Genomic DNA, 15002 nt, shown 5'->3' with positions numbered 1-15002 from the left:
TGCATAAAATCATACCGCTTAAGAAATGCTACAAATGGAGGTGTATACATATGGAACCAATGCTATGTCCAAGCTGTAAAACGAATCGCACTCGCTTTAATATTCTTGAGCAACAAGTAAAACCAGTCAAGTTAAATCCGCAAACTGGTCAAGTAGAAGAAGAATACACAAATGAAACGATGAACGCTTTTCATATGGCTTATCAAGGACCTACTTACCGCGTCCAATGTGCTGTATGCGGGCTTGTTGAAAATCCAGAACAATTTATTAAACCGGCTCAAAATCAGTCTTTTTCTTAAACATTTTCCCTTCCCCCTATCAATTTTCTATAGGGGGATTTTTTCGTTTTACGTAAGTAAGGTGGACAATTGCCGTTTAATCAAAGGTTCCTAATTCATCTACATGTCTACTATTCATACACCGTCATATATATTTCTGTTCCACACAAATATAGCGACCCAATAGAATCAAAGAACAGCTAAACCTTGCGACCCAAAGTAAGGAAAATTGGATGAAGCAACAACCTGCAATCTTACTAGACTACCATCACTCTGAATATTAAATGCTGACACTGTCCCCTGATTTCCGTTTAGAGTGTAAAAATGTCGTCCATCTTTACTCACTCCAACATCCATCGGAAGACCTGGTGCTGTCCCCGGTGGTGTACTAGTAATATGCCTTACTACTGACAGTGCTCCATTGGGGGCGATTTGGTAGGTGGATATGGTGCCACTTAAAGTGTTTGTAGTGTAGGCAAAACGTTCATCCTTCGTTGTTATAACCCAACAAGCAGTTTTATATCCATTTTGTACAGAGCCGCTGATTACATGAAGAGTACCGTCATTGCTCAATGAATAAGATGACATCGCATTTGAAACTGCTTCTGTAACTAAGAGAATTCCGGACGATAGAAAATAAGCACCCAATGGGCCTTTACCGTAAGAATCATTAACAATTGGTCCTGTAACCGTACCATTTTTATTTACATGGAAGACACTGAGATGGTTTGATGTAAGCTCGGAGACAACGATTTTACTACCATCCGGGGTGAAGAGAACTTGTGCGGGCTGAGCATTAAAGGTACTGAGAGCATGAGTAGATCCTGGAATAAGTGTAAGGTTTCCCTTATCATCTATGTGAAATCCAGTAATATTTGATGCGAAATTGTTTGCAGCATTACCTACATTGGAGACGTAGAGAAGATTATTATACACACCAATGCTATTGGGCTGAGCACCTCCTGATGGCTTTACATCCACGAAAACTGGCACCCCGTTATCTGCTATGATAAAACTACTGATACTATGACTGCCTGCGTTAACTGCAAATAGGTAACGACCATCACGGGACAAAGTGAGAGAACCTTGTGATGCTAGAGTATCTATACCATCGTTTGCCGTTTCTGTAGAAACTTCCTTTATACCAGTACCTCTTCCGTAAGTTCGGTAAGAACCCACAAAAGTGAGCATTCCATCCGTATCCATATGAAAAGCAACAATGTGATTCATTACTTCATTATTAGTCATCATGTATACCATACTCGCTCGAGCGCGAAAATAATTGTTCATTCTCTGCATTTTATGACTCTCCTCCCTTCATAATTTTATATGGTTCTTTTTCATTTAAATTCCCATGCAAATGGAAATTGATTTAGAAATATCTCTTACTCATCTCGTAGTTTCTTTAAGTGAAAACCTTATTCACTTCCATATTATATTTTCAACTCCACACTCTTTTGGTAATATTTACATAAGAGAGGTGAAATAAATGATTTTAAATAAAAAGTTAATGATTCCATCTACATTTCTACTATTCACTTGTCACATAGTCATCTTTTACTTTTGGATTTTCGATTGGAAGAAGATAACAACTCCTTACGGTCTAGCTATATGGATTGTTTCTACTGTTTGCGGCTTTTTACTTTATTACCACTTTAAACATCAAAAATCTAATAAAATAGTATTAATCAGTGGTTCATTATTATTAATCGTTTCTTCATCATTTATGATTTTTTTAAGTATTATCACTGGTATTATCTTTGTAACTGTTAATTCTATGCCTTAAATATATAGTTTTTTATTATGTAAAAAAGAGTGAACAAAATAGAATTACATGAAAATTAAAGAAGATGATTCCGGTAATCATCTTCTTTTAAAATCCAATCTTTATTATAATATTTCGTTTTTTAATTTCTTAATTTTCCAAAAGATCCTTATAAAGAAATAAACATACATACAAGATGCAAGACCTGTCAGAACTTTCGCCCAAATGGGCACTCTTGATTCCATCGGACTTAAAAAAAAGTTATACATTGATGGTAAAATAGTTATTGAAATAAATGCAAAAAATTGTAATAACTCCTTCATTTTTTGCACTTTCGTGTCCTTCTCTGAATATATGTCAGGTAACTCATTTTCCTCTTCTACTTCTTTACAAAAATAATTCCATCTTGTAAAACTCGTTACGCGTTTCCAACCAGACATTTCATATATTTCAAAGTACTCTTGTTGTTTTTCTTTTGAATCTCTATAAACCAATCTAAAGTCTGCTTTATATATTACATCTTTCGGCTCAGTTTTCTTAAACGTATACATCAAATTATATCCTTGTAACGCCCAGCCTTGTTGATGCATTTTCCTTAAAAAAACTTCCTCTTTTTCTAAACTCCATGCCGCGAAAAATTTCAATACCTTCTTTGTCTCCATCTTCCATTCACTCCCCTAATATACTATTTCCATTCCCTACAGATCGTTGCAATCTTTTATACTCCAATTCCAACACTTCTCTTCCAAATGGTGTTAACTCATAGCACTTCTTTCTGTCCGTAGAGGCAACTTCAACAATTAACTTCTCTTTTAATAACTTCGTCGTATTCCCATATAAAGTACCAGGACCGAGCTTTACTTCCCCATTTGTCATCTCTTCTACCATTTGCATAATCCCATATCCGTGCATAGGCTTCACTAATGACAACAGTATGTAATATGTGGCCTCTGTTAATGGAATATATTTTTGCGCTTTCCCATTCATTATAACTACCTCCGATACATCGCCTTGTGATATATCGACTTACGATACATCGTATATCGATATTGTATAATCATATTCCAAAATATGCAAGAGTAATTTAATAATTAAATATCTGTTTCTTCAAATTTAAAAATCATATCAATTTTCTGAATAATTTGTTAAAATATAGAAATACTAGCTCTTTTATTATGAAAGGAATGTTACATATGATTAATAAATTAAAAGAAAATATAGGATCTGTTTTTGTCGGTAAAGAAAATGTTATAGATCTATTACTCGTTTCATTGCTTGCTGACGGGCATGTGCTTCTGGAAGATGTGCCTGGCACCGGAAAAACATTACTTGCAAAAACAATTTCTAAAAGCATTGGTGGTAATTTTTCTCGCGTTCAATTTACCCCTGATGTACTTCCGAGTGATGTAACAGGTATTGAATATTTCAATCCAAAAACTAGTGAATTCGAATTAAGACTTGGACCAGTTATGACAAATATACTACTTGCAGATGAAATTAATCGCGCGATGCCGAGAACACAAGCTAGTTTGTTAGAAGCTATGGAAGAACGACAAGTAACGCTTGAAAAGCAGTCTACTCCTCTTCCGAAACCGTTTTTTGTTATTGCGACGCAAAACCCAATTGAATCACAAGGAACTTTCCCTCTTCCAGATGCACAGCTTGATCGCTTTTTAATGACGATTTCAATTGGTTATCCGTCTCCTGAAGATGAATTAAAAATGATGCGACGTTTTCGCAACAATACACCGTTAGAAAGCGTCAAATCTGTTATTTCTTTAGAAGACATTTTAGGGGCACAGAAACAAGTGAAAGAAATATTCGTATCAGAGGCGCTAGAACACTACATTATTAAACTTGCTCACGCTACAAGAAATCACGATTACATCGCTAACGGTGTAAGCCCGCGTGCCACTTTAGCTTTAGTTCGTGCCGTTCAAGCGTTAGCTTTTTTACGCGGGAGAGAATATTGTACCCCTGAAGATATACAATTTTTAGTTCCTTCTGTTTGGAATCACCGTATCGTCTTGTCAATGGAAGGTGCGTTACGTACGACAAAAAATGAAATTATGCAAAGGATATTAAAAGAAGTAGATGTACCCGTGGAGATTGAGCAAGCATGAATGGACAGCGCGTTGTAACTGTACCTTTATTTTTTCAAATCCACATTATTCAATTAACTGTGCCCATCGCTTTACTTTTTACGTTTTTTCTGCCGCAACGAATTATTATGTTTCTCTTTTTCTTCTACTATTTATTTGCGATTTTCATTTATAAATATGTCGCTTACATAGAGAAAAAATTTCAAGTTATAAATGAAAAACAAACAACCCGGCTTTTTCCTGATGAATCTGGACAGTTTTTTATTCATTTAAAAAATGGGGCAAATATACCACTCGTTAATGGTGTTTGTTATTTTCATTTAAATTTGTCCCTTATACCGCATAAAGATCAAGGGATTGAACAAATATCAAAAACGTTATTTTCTTTCCCATTTTCACAACCTGCTCATTCAGCGCAAAAATGGGATTTAACATTAACCGCAACGAAGCGTGGTGTCTTTCAAATTGAACAATTTGAATGTGTTTTAAAAGACCCTTTTCATTTATTAACTGTACATTTACCTGTTTTCGATAAATTAAAGACTGAAATTATTGTATACCCTACTCCTAAAGAAGTAGCCGGTTTACAAGAACTTCAGCAATTATTAACAGGTTCCTATCGAACGAATTTCTCTTTTTACAATGATGAAACATCTATTATCGGTGTAAAGCGCTACGAGCGTGAATCATTCCGCTCTATTCATTGGAAAGCATCCGCCAAAATGCAGGCGTTACAAGCGAAGCAATATGAACCTGTAAAGAATTATAGTTGGACGATTTGTCTTTCTTTAGCTGCTGATCGCGGATTCGGTTGGAAAGAAAATGTAGAAGACCTTATTTCATTTACAACATACATTTGTCAATTCGCAACGAAGCATCAAATACCGTTTGAATTATTTATTAGTGTATTAGCAGAAACTGGTGCATTGCATTTACCATTAAACGAAGGCCAGACACATTACGGGAAGGCTTTGGAAGAATTAGCACGTATTTCAGATGATAGTACGTTACTTCCAAAACAAGGATTTCTTCACTATATAACGAGAAAAAGAGAGCGATCCTCTACAATGATATACATTGGTATGCAGAAGAATGATCTCCCTCTTCTATCTCAGCCTACGTTTCTCATTAATAATGAAGGGATGGTGGAAAAGTTTGAAAACTTGGCTCTATCACGTTAATGACTTTATTCTACTCCTCCTTCTTTCATTATTAACAGAAAGAGCTGAACTCATTGGTATTGCAATGTTTTTAACAACAGGCTATGTAGGGGTATTTCTTATTCATAAATTAATGAAGAAAAAAACGACAGGATTTGTAATACTATTAGTTCTTCAAATAGTTGCTTTCTCTATATTTTTACCTTTTTCTCTTTTTGGCACAATCATGTTACCACTATTTTTCTTTATCGTGCACGCGGTCGGACCTGGATATCCAGTTCAAAAATCTCTAGGTGGCATTGTATGGTTTGTCGTTTCAGCTATATTTTATGCACCCTTTCCACCTCTATGGAAACTATTAATGTTAGCCTTGCATCTTATGATTACATTTTGGCTAACCGGGGCAAATCGAAAACAACAACTATTACGTTTTGCTTCTATCATTACGATTGGTGTAATGAGTCTATTAATTGTTCAAGTTTTTCCTTTTATTCGACTTATGTTTGGTTTTTTGACGGAATTTATCGCATTAGGAGTCGGCTATGCTTTAATGCCATTAATTAAAGCAGCGGAATTAAAGGATACTGAAGGTGTTTGGGCAAATAAAGGACATCTCTTAAAACCACGAATTGAAGACGGGAAAAAACTTCCTGATTTTGACCCAATACTCATAAATACCGCTACAATAATAGTCTGTACAGTCATCGCTATTTATGTCGTAAGGAAAATAATAAAAAATCGAAAACATTTAAGTTTACCAAATATACCCATCTTCGAATCTACTATCATTACTGATAAAGAAGGAATAGGTCAAAAACGCTTCAAACGAAATAAACCACCAAATAACGAAATTCGGAAAGAAATTTTCAAACTCGAGAGTAAACTATCCCCCCCTTTAAACCGAGAACGAGGAGAAACGGTTGAGGCTTGGTTAGAAAGAATAAATCTTGAAGAAGGTGCAAATATTCAGAGTCATATTATTATAGATGCCTATAATACAGTACGGTATTCAAATGGTGACAACACTGTGCTTATACATGAATTTAAGGAAGAGGTTTATAAGCTTTATGCGTATCAGAAGAGTTTGAAGAAGAAGAAAAAATGATGTATACAAAAAGATTCCTATTAAACTAGGAGTCTTTTTGTGTAAAAGTCCACGTTGCTTTTCACAAATTATGCTTTTTTTCCTGCTTCAATTTCTAAAGATTCTTCATGCCACCAAAGTGTTTCTTCAGGATCCTCTTTAGCAATTTGATGTGCTTCTTTTTTCGATTCTACAGTAGGGTAAGAACCTTTTAGTGCACGTCCTGATGTTGTGACAAATAGTACACTAAATACAATTAATCCAATTACACTTACACCTGTTAAATAAAATGCTGGTGCCAGTGGATTACCAGTAGCATGAACTAAGTATGAACATACGAGCGGTGTCGTCCCGCCAAATATAGATACAGAAATATTAAAGGAGATAGAAAGTGCACGATAACGTACATCGGTGAAAAAGAGTGCTGGTAATAACGAAGGCAATGTTCCTTCATATACACTAAGGAAGAAACCTAAGACGAAAATACCCGCAAACATGGCTACAATATGTCCGTTACCAATTAATAAAAATGCTGGAATTGAACATAATGCTAAACCAAGTAAACCAATTTGTACTACGCGTTTATTACCTACTTTATCACTTAATTTACCGAAATAAAGTGCCAGTGGAATCATAAGTGCCATCGTAATTGAAATGATTAATAAGCCAGTTGTTTCTTTGACTTTTAATACTTGTGTTAAATAAGAAGGAATATACGAAAGGATCATATAGTTTGTAATGTTAAAGAAGGCAACAATTACTGTGCTTAATAAGAAGTCTTTTTTGTGATATTTTAATATATCCATAAATGAAAATTGTTCGTTTTCTTCAGATTCCTCTTGTGCTTTTTCCATCTCTTCAAAGATTGGGGATTCATCTAAATGACGTCGTAAATATAAACCGACCAAACCAATTGGTGCAGCAATTAAGAAAGGAATACGCCATCCCCAGCTGAGCATTTGCTCATCTGTTAATAATAACGTTAAAATGGTAACAATTACCGAGGCAGCAATGTAACCTGAGAGTGTTCCAATTTCAAGACCACTACCGAGTATACCACGCTTTTTATCTGGGGAAGATTCTGCGATATAAACCATTGCTCCTGAATATTCGCCGCCTGTAGAAAAGCCTTGAATCATTCGAGCAATTAAAAGTAGTATTGGTGCCCATACACCAATTTGTTCATAGGTTGGTAGTAATGCGATGAATAATGTAGAAAGTGCCATTAAAATAATAGTTGTACTTAAAACAATCTTTCGGCCATACTTATCTCCTATTCTACCAAAGAAAATACCTCCGATTGGTCGAACTAGAAAGGCCGCTGCAAATGTACCGAATGTAAGTACAAGTTGCAATCCACTATTATCAACACCTGAGAAGAATAATTGACTTAAAATTACCGCTAAATACGCATATAATCCGAAGTCAAACCACTCCATTGCATTCCCAATGCCAGTAGCAACAACTGCTTTCCGCGCTTGTTTAGGATTGACAATATTAACGTCTTGAGGTTCAAAATTTAAATCATTATTTTGTTGCATATAGTAAAACAGCTCCTTATTTAATTTAACTTCTTTAAGCACACCTTCTCTTACTAGAATAAATTCAATACGAAGCACTTAAGGAAAAGCAACGTCTCCTTATCTGTTATTATTGTTTCACATAATTAATTATTTGTCCAATGAGATGCTCCCTAGGTTAAGTAATTTACTATTTTAAAAAGCTGAAGAAGCCGCTAAAATAGCGCCTTCTTCAGCTTTTTATATTTTTTTATATTTTTTTAAATACTTGCTGTAGCTGCTATGCTATGAACACAGGAAATAAACTCATAAGTGAACGCGTCAATTTCCTCTTTCGTAATAATATACGGCGGAAGTAATCGAATAATATTCCCTTGTGTAATATCGACTAGCATCCCTTTATCCATTAATGCTGATTGTAATTCTTTCACATTATTATTCGTATCGTTCACACTAATACCAAACATCATACCAGCATGGCGTACTTCTTTAATATAATAAGAGTTTTCTTTTTGAATTTCTTGCAGTTTGTCATTTAAATATAGTGACGTTTCATAAGCTGCTTGCATTAATCCATCATCTATTAATGTATTTAATACCGTTAAACCAAGAGCTGTTCCCATTGATGAATGTGCAAATGTTGTACCATGATCTCCTGGTGAAAATACATCACATAACTTTTCACCTACAATGATTCCGCCAAGCGGTATCCCGCCTCCTGCTCCTTTACCAATTTGAATAATGTCCGGTATAATATTGAAATTTTGATAAGCAAATAGTTTTCCAGTTCTCCCCATACCACTTTGTACTTCATCTACTATTAGAAGTACATTGTATGTATCACAAAGATGTTGAACACTATGCAAATATTCACTTGATAAAGGATAAATCCCCCCGCTTCCTAAAACAGGTTCTAGCATAATTGCAATCGGCTTTTCATTTATGATTGTTTCTTCTAATTGCTCTATATTCTCGCGCTCTACTTCATATACAGGAATAGATGTTTTAGGGAAATTTTGATATACATTTTCTTGTCTCGTAAAATGAAGTGCACCTAATGTTCGTCCGTGGAAACTATCTTTCAGTACAACGACTCCGTCACGCTCTTCGTTCGTTATAGATCTATATTTATCTATTAATTTTAACGTTGTTTCTGTCGCTTCCGTACCAGAGTTTGTAAAAAAGACTTTTCCGTTTTTTAAAGAGTAATCAACTAACTTTTTTGCGTACTCAATCGCTACTGGATTTAAATAATGAAAAGGAAGATGCAACGATTTCGTAACTTGTTCCATTGCCGTTTGCACAATTTTAGGGTGATTGTACCCTAATACGTTTACTCCTACACCTGAAAATAAATCTAAATAATCTTTACCATCTACATCATAAAGTTTACTTCCTTCTCCTCTTTCTATCGCAACCCCCGTACGACAATACGTAGGCATAATGTATTCTTTATCTAATTGAAACCAATCCGACATTTTAAATTCCTCCTAGTTATTTTTCTCGTTTTTAATGTTCATTATCTATAAAGTCATTTTTAAATTAATTTTTAAGATTGAAATTTTAATAGTGGTTTTCTTCCACCTTTTTAATAAAACGTGTTATTTCTCTTTCCGATATTCATTTTTTCATAATTTCCTCTATTTCAACAGGTCCACTATAAGTGCATTTTTTACATCTAGCGGTATGTTACTAATTTGAACTTTGTATGTAATACATAATCAAGGCTATAGAATCATATTTAGTAACAATCGACGAAAAAAATTTGGAGGCTAAATCGATGAATGAAAAATATGATAAACAGAGGCAATCTTTATTAGGAGAAGACTTTAATCAAAATCGAGAACGCAATGAACCAGCTAAACTTCACTCTCAAACAGTTGGTTCACGTGGACCTATTTTAAAGCAAGATAGTGTACTGCACGAGGCGTTACAAGAATTTATTCATGAAAAAATTTTAGAAAGACCTGTTCATGTAAAAGGATTTGGTGCGTTCGGTTATTTTCAAACGATCTATCCAATGTCCGAACATACTAAACTAAATTTTCTACAAAATCCTAATGAGAAAGTTCCCGTTATGGTGCGATTTTCATTAGCTGTTAGTACGAAAGGAACACCTGATACTTCTAGAAATGTACGCGGTTTTGCGACAAAATTTTATACAAATGATGGTATTTTCGATCTTTTATGTAATCACATTCCTGTCTTTTCTGTTCGCGATCCGATGCGTTTCCCTGAAACTATTAAAGCACTCTTACCTTCACCTAAAAATAATTTAATAGACCCCAATAGTTTTTGGAACTTTGTCGCTAGAGCACCCGAATCAATTCATTTTGTTGTCCGTTTATTCTCCGATACTGGTACGGTAAAAAGTCTTCGTCACATCCCAGGACATAGTGTAAATACATACGTTTGGAAAAATGCGGAAGGTAATCGAAAGTATGTAAAGTATCATTGGTATCCATTTGAAGGTGTACAATACATTACTAGTAAAGAAGCAAATAAACTAGCTGCCGAAAATCCTGATTATAGCGGGAAAGATTTATACGATGCAATTGCAAATGGTAAAGCAGTGGAATATGGTTTATATGTCCAGCTCATGGATCCAAAAGATGAAGCACATCTTTCTTATGATCCTTTAGATGATACAAAAGTATGGGACGAAAAGGCGTATCCGCTTATACCAGTCGGTAAAATGGTATTAAATAAAAATCCTGAAAATTATATGGAACAAGTAGAAAAAGTGTCCTTCTCTCCTTCTAATTTACTGGATGGAGCAGAATTATCTGATGATAAAATGCTACAGGGCCGTGCTAATATTTATAGCGATTCTCAAAGACGAAGAATTGGACCAGAATTTCGTAAATTAGCGATTAACCAGCAGCAAGATTGGACACCTGCTAATCAAGCAACAAGCGGTGACGGAAGATACGTCGAAGGGAAACTTGAAAGAGCTTCTATAGCTAAGCAAGATGACTTTGGGCAGGCTGGTGAATTTTATGAAAAGTTATCACTCATTGAAAAAGAACATCTTGCTGAAAATTTAGCTAATGATTTGAAAGTCATTTCCAATGATATTGGGAAGATAGTTTTGGGGTATTTCGATCAAGTATCAACTGATTTGAAAACAAGAATTGAGACAAAAATGAAAGAGCATTAAGAAGATTAAAACATGCTTTACGAATGAGAAATCAAATCTATATTAATTATTTTCTTGTCAAAATCCAATTAGGTTACTTAATTTAAAAATATAAAGCCAATACCCCCCTGTTCTATAATTAGAACAGGGGGGTATTGAAGTAGTTTAATGTTTAACATTACATACTTTACTTAGCTAAAAAATGCAATAAGTAGCCTTTCAAAACAAACTATAGTAAATTATTTTACTTGCACTGTATAATTCCCTGTTCCACCACCATATTTATATACACTTAAGTAATATTTCCCTGGCTTCGCATTATAATTGTCAAGCAATTTGTTTCCATCACGTTTTGTTGCATAAGTTACATAATTATTTAAGTCTGATTCAGAATATAGTACCCAGTTCAATCCAATGTTTTGTTCGTTCGTAATAGTAATTTGTAAATCTTTTGGGTCCTTTACATCAATAACAAATCGGTCAACCTGATCTTGATCACTTAAGTTCCCTCTTAATAAAATGTTCAAAGATAGTGGATTCGCTGTATCAAATGAATTATTCGGTTCTTTTTCTACAGTCGTACCTTCTTCCGTATTCACTCCGCTAAACACAACATCATATTCAAATTGTCCAGCATTATTAACACGGTAATTTACAAAGTAAGCAGTCAATGTTTTATATCCAGTCCACCCTTTTCCTGAAAGACGTTTCAACATATCATTTGTTGCTTGATTCATTACTTTCCAATCCTCAATCTCTCCTTTTGCCGCACTTCCTGTATATGTCCCCTGTAGTGTAAATGTATTAAAGAATTGTGATTTATTCTTTGTTACTTTCACATCTTTTAACTTTGCTTCATTAGTGATATCTGAAGTAACGTCCAAAAGCGATTTTGGATCATGCTGCGCTAAGTACTCATCTGATACTTGTGGAATTGTATACTTATCGCGATTATCAATAAGCGTTTGCATATAAGATTGATAGTCTTCATTTAATTTATTATCTTTGCTTAATGTAGAACGATATGCGTCGTAACTTGAAACATCGTTTGCACGAATTAAATCATGCACTTTATCGAACATTTCAGGACGGTTATTATACATATATGATTGCAATGCAAACGAATAGTTATAAAAATCCCACTTTCCATATTTCGCATTTAATGTTTGTGATGCTGTATAACGTTTTGCAGGATCATTAGATAACCCACCAATTATACTTTTTCGCGGTACTACACTATCTAATCGCGTTGCACCTGCAAAGAACTCTGCATTCCCTTCTTCAAACCATGTTAAACGTTCATCTTGATACATTTCCCCTTGGCCCCATAATCCCTGAACTTCGTACCTTCCCTGTAAGTAGTGCGTAAATTCATGGCGGAACAATTCTTCCAAACTATAAATACTTTGCTCTGGTGTACGTTCATATGTAAAGAACGTTCCTGTCCCTTCAATGTAAATTCCACCATTATTCGTTTCATATCCGTACAGTTGACGATTAAATTGATACTCATCTGGACTATTATAAATAACCATCGTTAGCACATCATCAGCATGTCCACTTTCAAGTGGTTTATCGCTACCAACTGTACGATAAAATTGAGAGCGTACTTCTTTTGCCGCCCAGTATAGACGTTTAATTTTCTCTTCGCTAACTTTATCCCCAGCCTTAAAGACAATCGCTCCATCATCAAATGTATACGTTTTCGGTAAATATTTCTTTTTTCCATCTTCTCGGATTTGATCTAAACTTATTGTTTTTCCGTTCGCATCTACTCCTCCGTAATTTGTAGTAATTTGTTCTGCTGCAACAAAATATTGCTCCCCTAAATGTGGATAAATCCTCATCGCTTCTGTAACAACTTGCTGGCCTTTTGTTGGTGTACTATAAAGCTTGCCTAATCGACCAGCATAGTAAATTCCATTATTAATTAACCATCCGTTTTTATTTGTTACAGTACCAATTAGTGCAAAACGATTTACTTCATTAATAAAGTTATCAATATTTCGATACCACATCGTATCTTTTGGCTCTTTTTCAGTCGTGTACATATCCGTCTGAATATCAAAGTCAATTCCCTTCATCAACTCATAAATAGCGTCTCCTTTCGTTCGGTCTTCAATGAAAGTTGCAAGATTATCGTTATATTGTTTGAAAATTTCACCTGCATATAAAACCGTTTCAACATCAGCCGATGCATTTCCAATTAATTTTCCATATGATGAAATAACTTTATTTTGTTCTGATGTACCAAGTTTGAAATTCGGATTTTTTGCAATTGTTTTTAAAGCCGGTAAGCATTTATCATGGTAGCTACGCTCATTTAGTTTGCTTAATTCATCATGGTAAAAACCTAAATAAAATGCTGCACGTAGAGCTTCTACTAATGTTTCAATCCCTTTTGAATCATCTTTCGTATAAGCTTGTCCTTGTTCTGCTAGTTTATTAATAATCGCTTGCATTCGGCTATCATCTTGATAGAATTTGAGACTATCACTATTAAACTGGAATAATTCTGGGATTTGATACCATTTAATCGTCACTAGAAGATCAGTTAATTGTTTGTTACTTAATTGATTTAGTTCGGCCATCGAATACTTTTTTTCTTCAGCCAACGTTTTAACATTATCGGTTGGTGCTAGTGGACGCTGCGATAAATCCGCTAACTTTAACCGTTTTGTAAAAGATGCATTTTCTTGTACTGCTGAAGAGTGCGCCAACTCATCAACAGATTTCTGTATTCCTACCGGCTCCATTTGTAATACGCTCTTCACGTTCTTCACATTTTTCTCTTTTGTCTCTGCTTGAATTTGCAAACCATTACATGATATTGTCACTAGTCCAACACCAAGAATCAACTTAGAAATTTTCGAATATTTAACCATACCATTGCCCCCTAATGATTTTAAAGAAAATTCTGAATTTTTATATTAGAACATACTTATTTGTATGTATTTACAGTTCCGCTATAAATACAAGTATGATCAATGATGCAATAGTAGCTTATTTTATACTATTACGAATACAGATTCCTTACATACAATTCCCCTTCCTTAAATTTAATACAAGCAAAAACTGTGCCAATGATGTTTTTTGTGAATAGTAAACATTTCTTTATAGTACTGTAGAATAAAATATACATAAGTGGTTCAGCAATGTATAAATCTTTTGACACATACTCCTCTATCTTTTTACGATAAAAAGATCTTTTGAAAATTATAAGCACATTTACTAGCAAGTAATTTGCAATATACACCATCCAAAATGTTAATAACCTCAAAAAAAAGAAGGTAAGTATACATAAGGTTAATATGTATACTTACCTTCTTCTATAGCAACCTTTCAGCTGATAAAAACAACATTAATTAGTATTTCATTTCATATTATGATACTCATTTCTCTTTTTCAGATAATCCTTTTCACATTGTAACGGTTTGTATTCCACTAATTTGCCTTGCTTCTTTTTTGTTTCGGCAACAATCCATTCCCCTTTTTCAAGGTTTAGATTTAGGCGTTTCATTACATTAGTATCGTCTATTTCTTTATAAAGTAAAAATGCCTCTTGCGCCCTCACAAATAAGCTAGGCTGCCCTCTAAATCCACCACTATCATAAATTTTAGTTAGTGAATTATTATATGAATCAATTTCCTTTCCGCCATATATCAAATGCGCAGCCTCTAGGTCTCTTTTACTAACTTCCCAAAAACTGTTTTCATCAATATTTAAATTAAATGTGGATTTAATGTCCTGTATTATATTTTTCGCATACTTTTCATCACGCATTTTACTTTCTTCCATACAATCCGAAGATAACCTTGGCGCATCTGTTTGAGAATGTACCACATGCTGGATAGATACACATAAAATAAATACACTTAATACATACAATAGTTTTTTCATATTTAACTATCACCTCAAATCATTTAGATACTATATTATTTGAGGCTTAGAAT

The 15002-nt window shown here is 34.3% G+C and carries 13 protein-coding genes; 6 read left to right on the top strand and 7 right to left on the bottom strand.

Going from position 1 to position 15002, the window contains the following annotated elements:
- Nucleotides 1-50: 50 nt before the first annotated feature.
- Nucleotides 51-299, top strand: coding sequence for a hypothetical protein (locus JDS80_RS18150; RefSeq protein ID WP_000433610.1), 249 nt, complete (start codon nucleotides 51-53; stop codon nucleotides 297-299).
- A 168-nt stretch (nucleotides 300-467) separates the two neighbouring features.
- Here JDS80_RS18150 and JDS80_RS18145 read toward each other — a convergent pair whose 3' ends face one another.
- Nucleotides 468-1577: a lactonase family protein gene (locus JDS80_RS18145; RefSeq protein ID WP_199639516.1), complete on the bottom strand. Its 1110-nt coding sequence runs from the start codon at nucleotides 1575-1577 to the stop codon at nucleotides 468-470.
- A gap of 190 nt (nucleotides 1578-1767) precedes the next feature.
- On the opposite strand from JDS80_RS18145, the gene JDS80_RS31510 reads away from it, so the two are divergent.
- A complete protein-coding gene (locus JDS80_RS31510) occupies nucleotides 1768-2064 on the top strand; it encodes a hypothetical protein (protein ID WP_242477378.1) in 297 nt (98 codons plus the stop codon).
- Between the two features lie 104 nt (nucleotides 2065-2168).
- Here the strand turns inward: JDS80_RS31510 and JDS80_RS18140 are convergent, their stop codons facing one another.
- Both JDS80_RS18140 and JDS80_RS18135 read right to left on the bottom strand, forming a co-directional pair.
- Nucleotides 2169-2705: a DUF2812 domain-containing protein gene (locus tag JDS80_RS18140; RefSeq protein ID WP_199639514.1), complete on the bottom strand. Its 537-nt coding sequence runs from the start codon at nucleotides 2703-2705 to the stop codon at nucleotides 2169-2171.
- 7 nt (nucleotides 2706-2712) lie between these two features.
- Nucleotides 2713-3030: a PadR family transcriptional regulator gene (locus tag JDS80_RS18135; RefSeq protein ID WP_088035481.1), complete on the bottom strand. Its 318-nt coding sequence runs from the start codon at nucleotides 3028-3030 to the stop codon at nucleotides 2713-2715.
- A gap of 206 nt (nucleotides 3031-3236) precedes the next feature.
- On the opposite strand from JDS80_RS18135, the gene JDS80_RS18130 reads away from it, so the two are divergent.
- Genes JDS80_RS18130 through JDS80_RS18120 form a run of 3 tightly spaced genes read left to right on the top strand, consistent with a single transcriptional unit; the run spans nucleotide 3237 to nucleotide 6410 of the window.
- On the top strand, nucleotides 3237-4166 hold the full coding sequence (locus JDS80_RS18130; RefSeq protein ID WP_199639513.1) for an AAA family ATPase: 930 nt from the start codon (nucleotides 3237-3239) through the stop codon (nucleotides 4164-4166).
- The gene (locus JDS80_RS18125; protein ID WP_199639511.1) at nucleotides 4163-5326 is read left to right on the top strand and encodes a DUF58 domain-containing protein; all 1164 of its coding nucleotides are present in this window, start codon (nucleotides 4163-4165) and stop codon (nucleotides 5324-5326) included. The genes JDS80_RS18130 and JDS80_RS18125 overlap by 4 nt, the downstream gene beginning before the upstream one ends.
- Nucleotides 5301-6410 (top strand): DUF4018 domain-containing protein, encoded by a 1110-nt coding sequence (locus JDS80_RS18120; RefSeq protein WP_199639509.1) that lies wholly within the window; start codon nucleotides 5301-5303, stop codon nucleotides 6408-6410. Before JDS80_RS18125 ends, JDS80_RS18120 begins: the two co-directional genes overlap by 26 nt.
- A 68-nt stretch (nucleotides 6411-6478) precedes the next feature.
- On the opposite strand, the gene JDS80_RS18115 is transcribed toward JDS80_RS18120, so the two are convergent.
- Entirely contained in the window at nucleotides 6479-7930 is a 1452-nt protein-coding gene (locus JDS80_RS18115) for an MFS transporter (protein WP_199639508.1), read from the bottom strand.
- A gap of 239 nt (nucleotides 7931-8169) precedes the next feature.
- A complete protein-coding gene (locus tag JDS80_RS18110; RefSeq protein ID WP_199639506.1) occupies nucleotides 8170-9387 on the bottom strand; it encodes an aspartate aminotransferase family protein in 1218 nt (405 codons plus the stop codon).
- Nucleotides 9388-9689: 302 nt separating this feature from the next.
- Between JDS80_RS18110 and JDS80_RS18105 the strand changes: the two genes are divergently transcribed.
- Nucleotides 9690-11069 carry a catalase gene (locus JDS80_RS18105; protein ID WP_199639505.1) on the top strand — a complete coding sequence of 460 codons (1380 nt, stop codon included), beginning with the start codon at nucleotides 9690-9692 and terminating at the stop codon, nucleotides 11067-11069.
- A gap of 218 nt (nucleotides 11070-11287) precedes the next feature.
- Here JDS80_RS18105 and JDS80_RS18100 read toward each other — a convergent pair whose 3' ends face one another.
- Both JDS80_RS18100 and JDS80_RS18095 read right to left on the bottom strand, forming a co-directional pair.
- Nucleotides 11288-13933 (bottom strand): collagenase, encoded by a 2646-nt coding sequence (locus JDS80_RS18100; RefSeq protein ID WP_199639503.1) that lies wholly within the window; start codon nucleotides 13931-13933, stop codon nucleotides 11288-11290.
- Nucleotides 13934-14421: 488 nt separating this feature from the next.
- Nucleotides 14422-14949 carry a hypothetical protein gene (locus tag JDS80_RS18095; RefSeq protein WP_199639502.1) on the bottom strand — a complete coding sequence of 176 codons (528 nt, stop codon included), beginning with the start codon at nucleotides 14947-14949 and terminating at the stop codon, nucleotides 14422-14424.
- Nucleotides 14950-15002: the final 53 nt, after the last annotated feature.

The organism is Bacillus cereus group sp. N8, from assembly GCF_016483685.1.
GTDB classification, from domain to species: Bacteria; Bacillota; Bacilli; order Bacillales; family Bacillaceae_G; genus Bacillus_A; species Bacillus_A proteolyticus.
The sequence above is the reverse complement of the archived record's forward strand: the minus strand, read 5'-3'. Positions and strand labels throughout refer to the sequence as shown.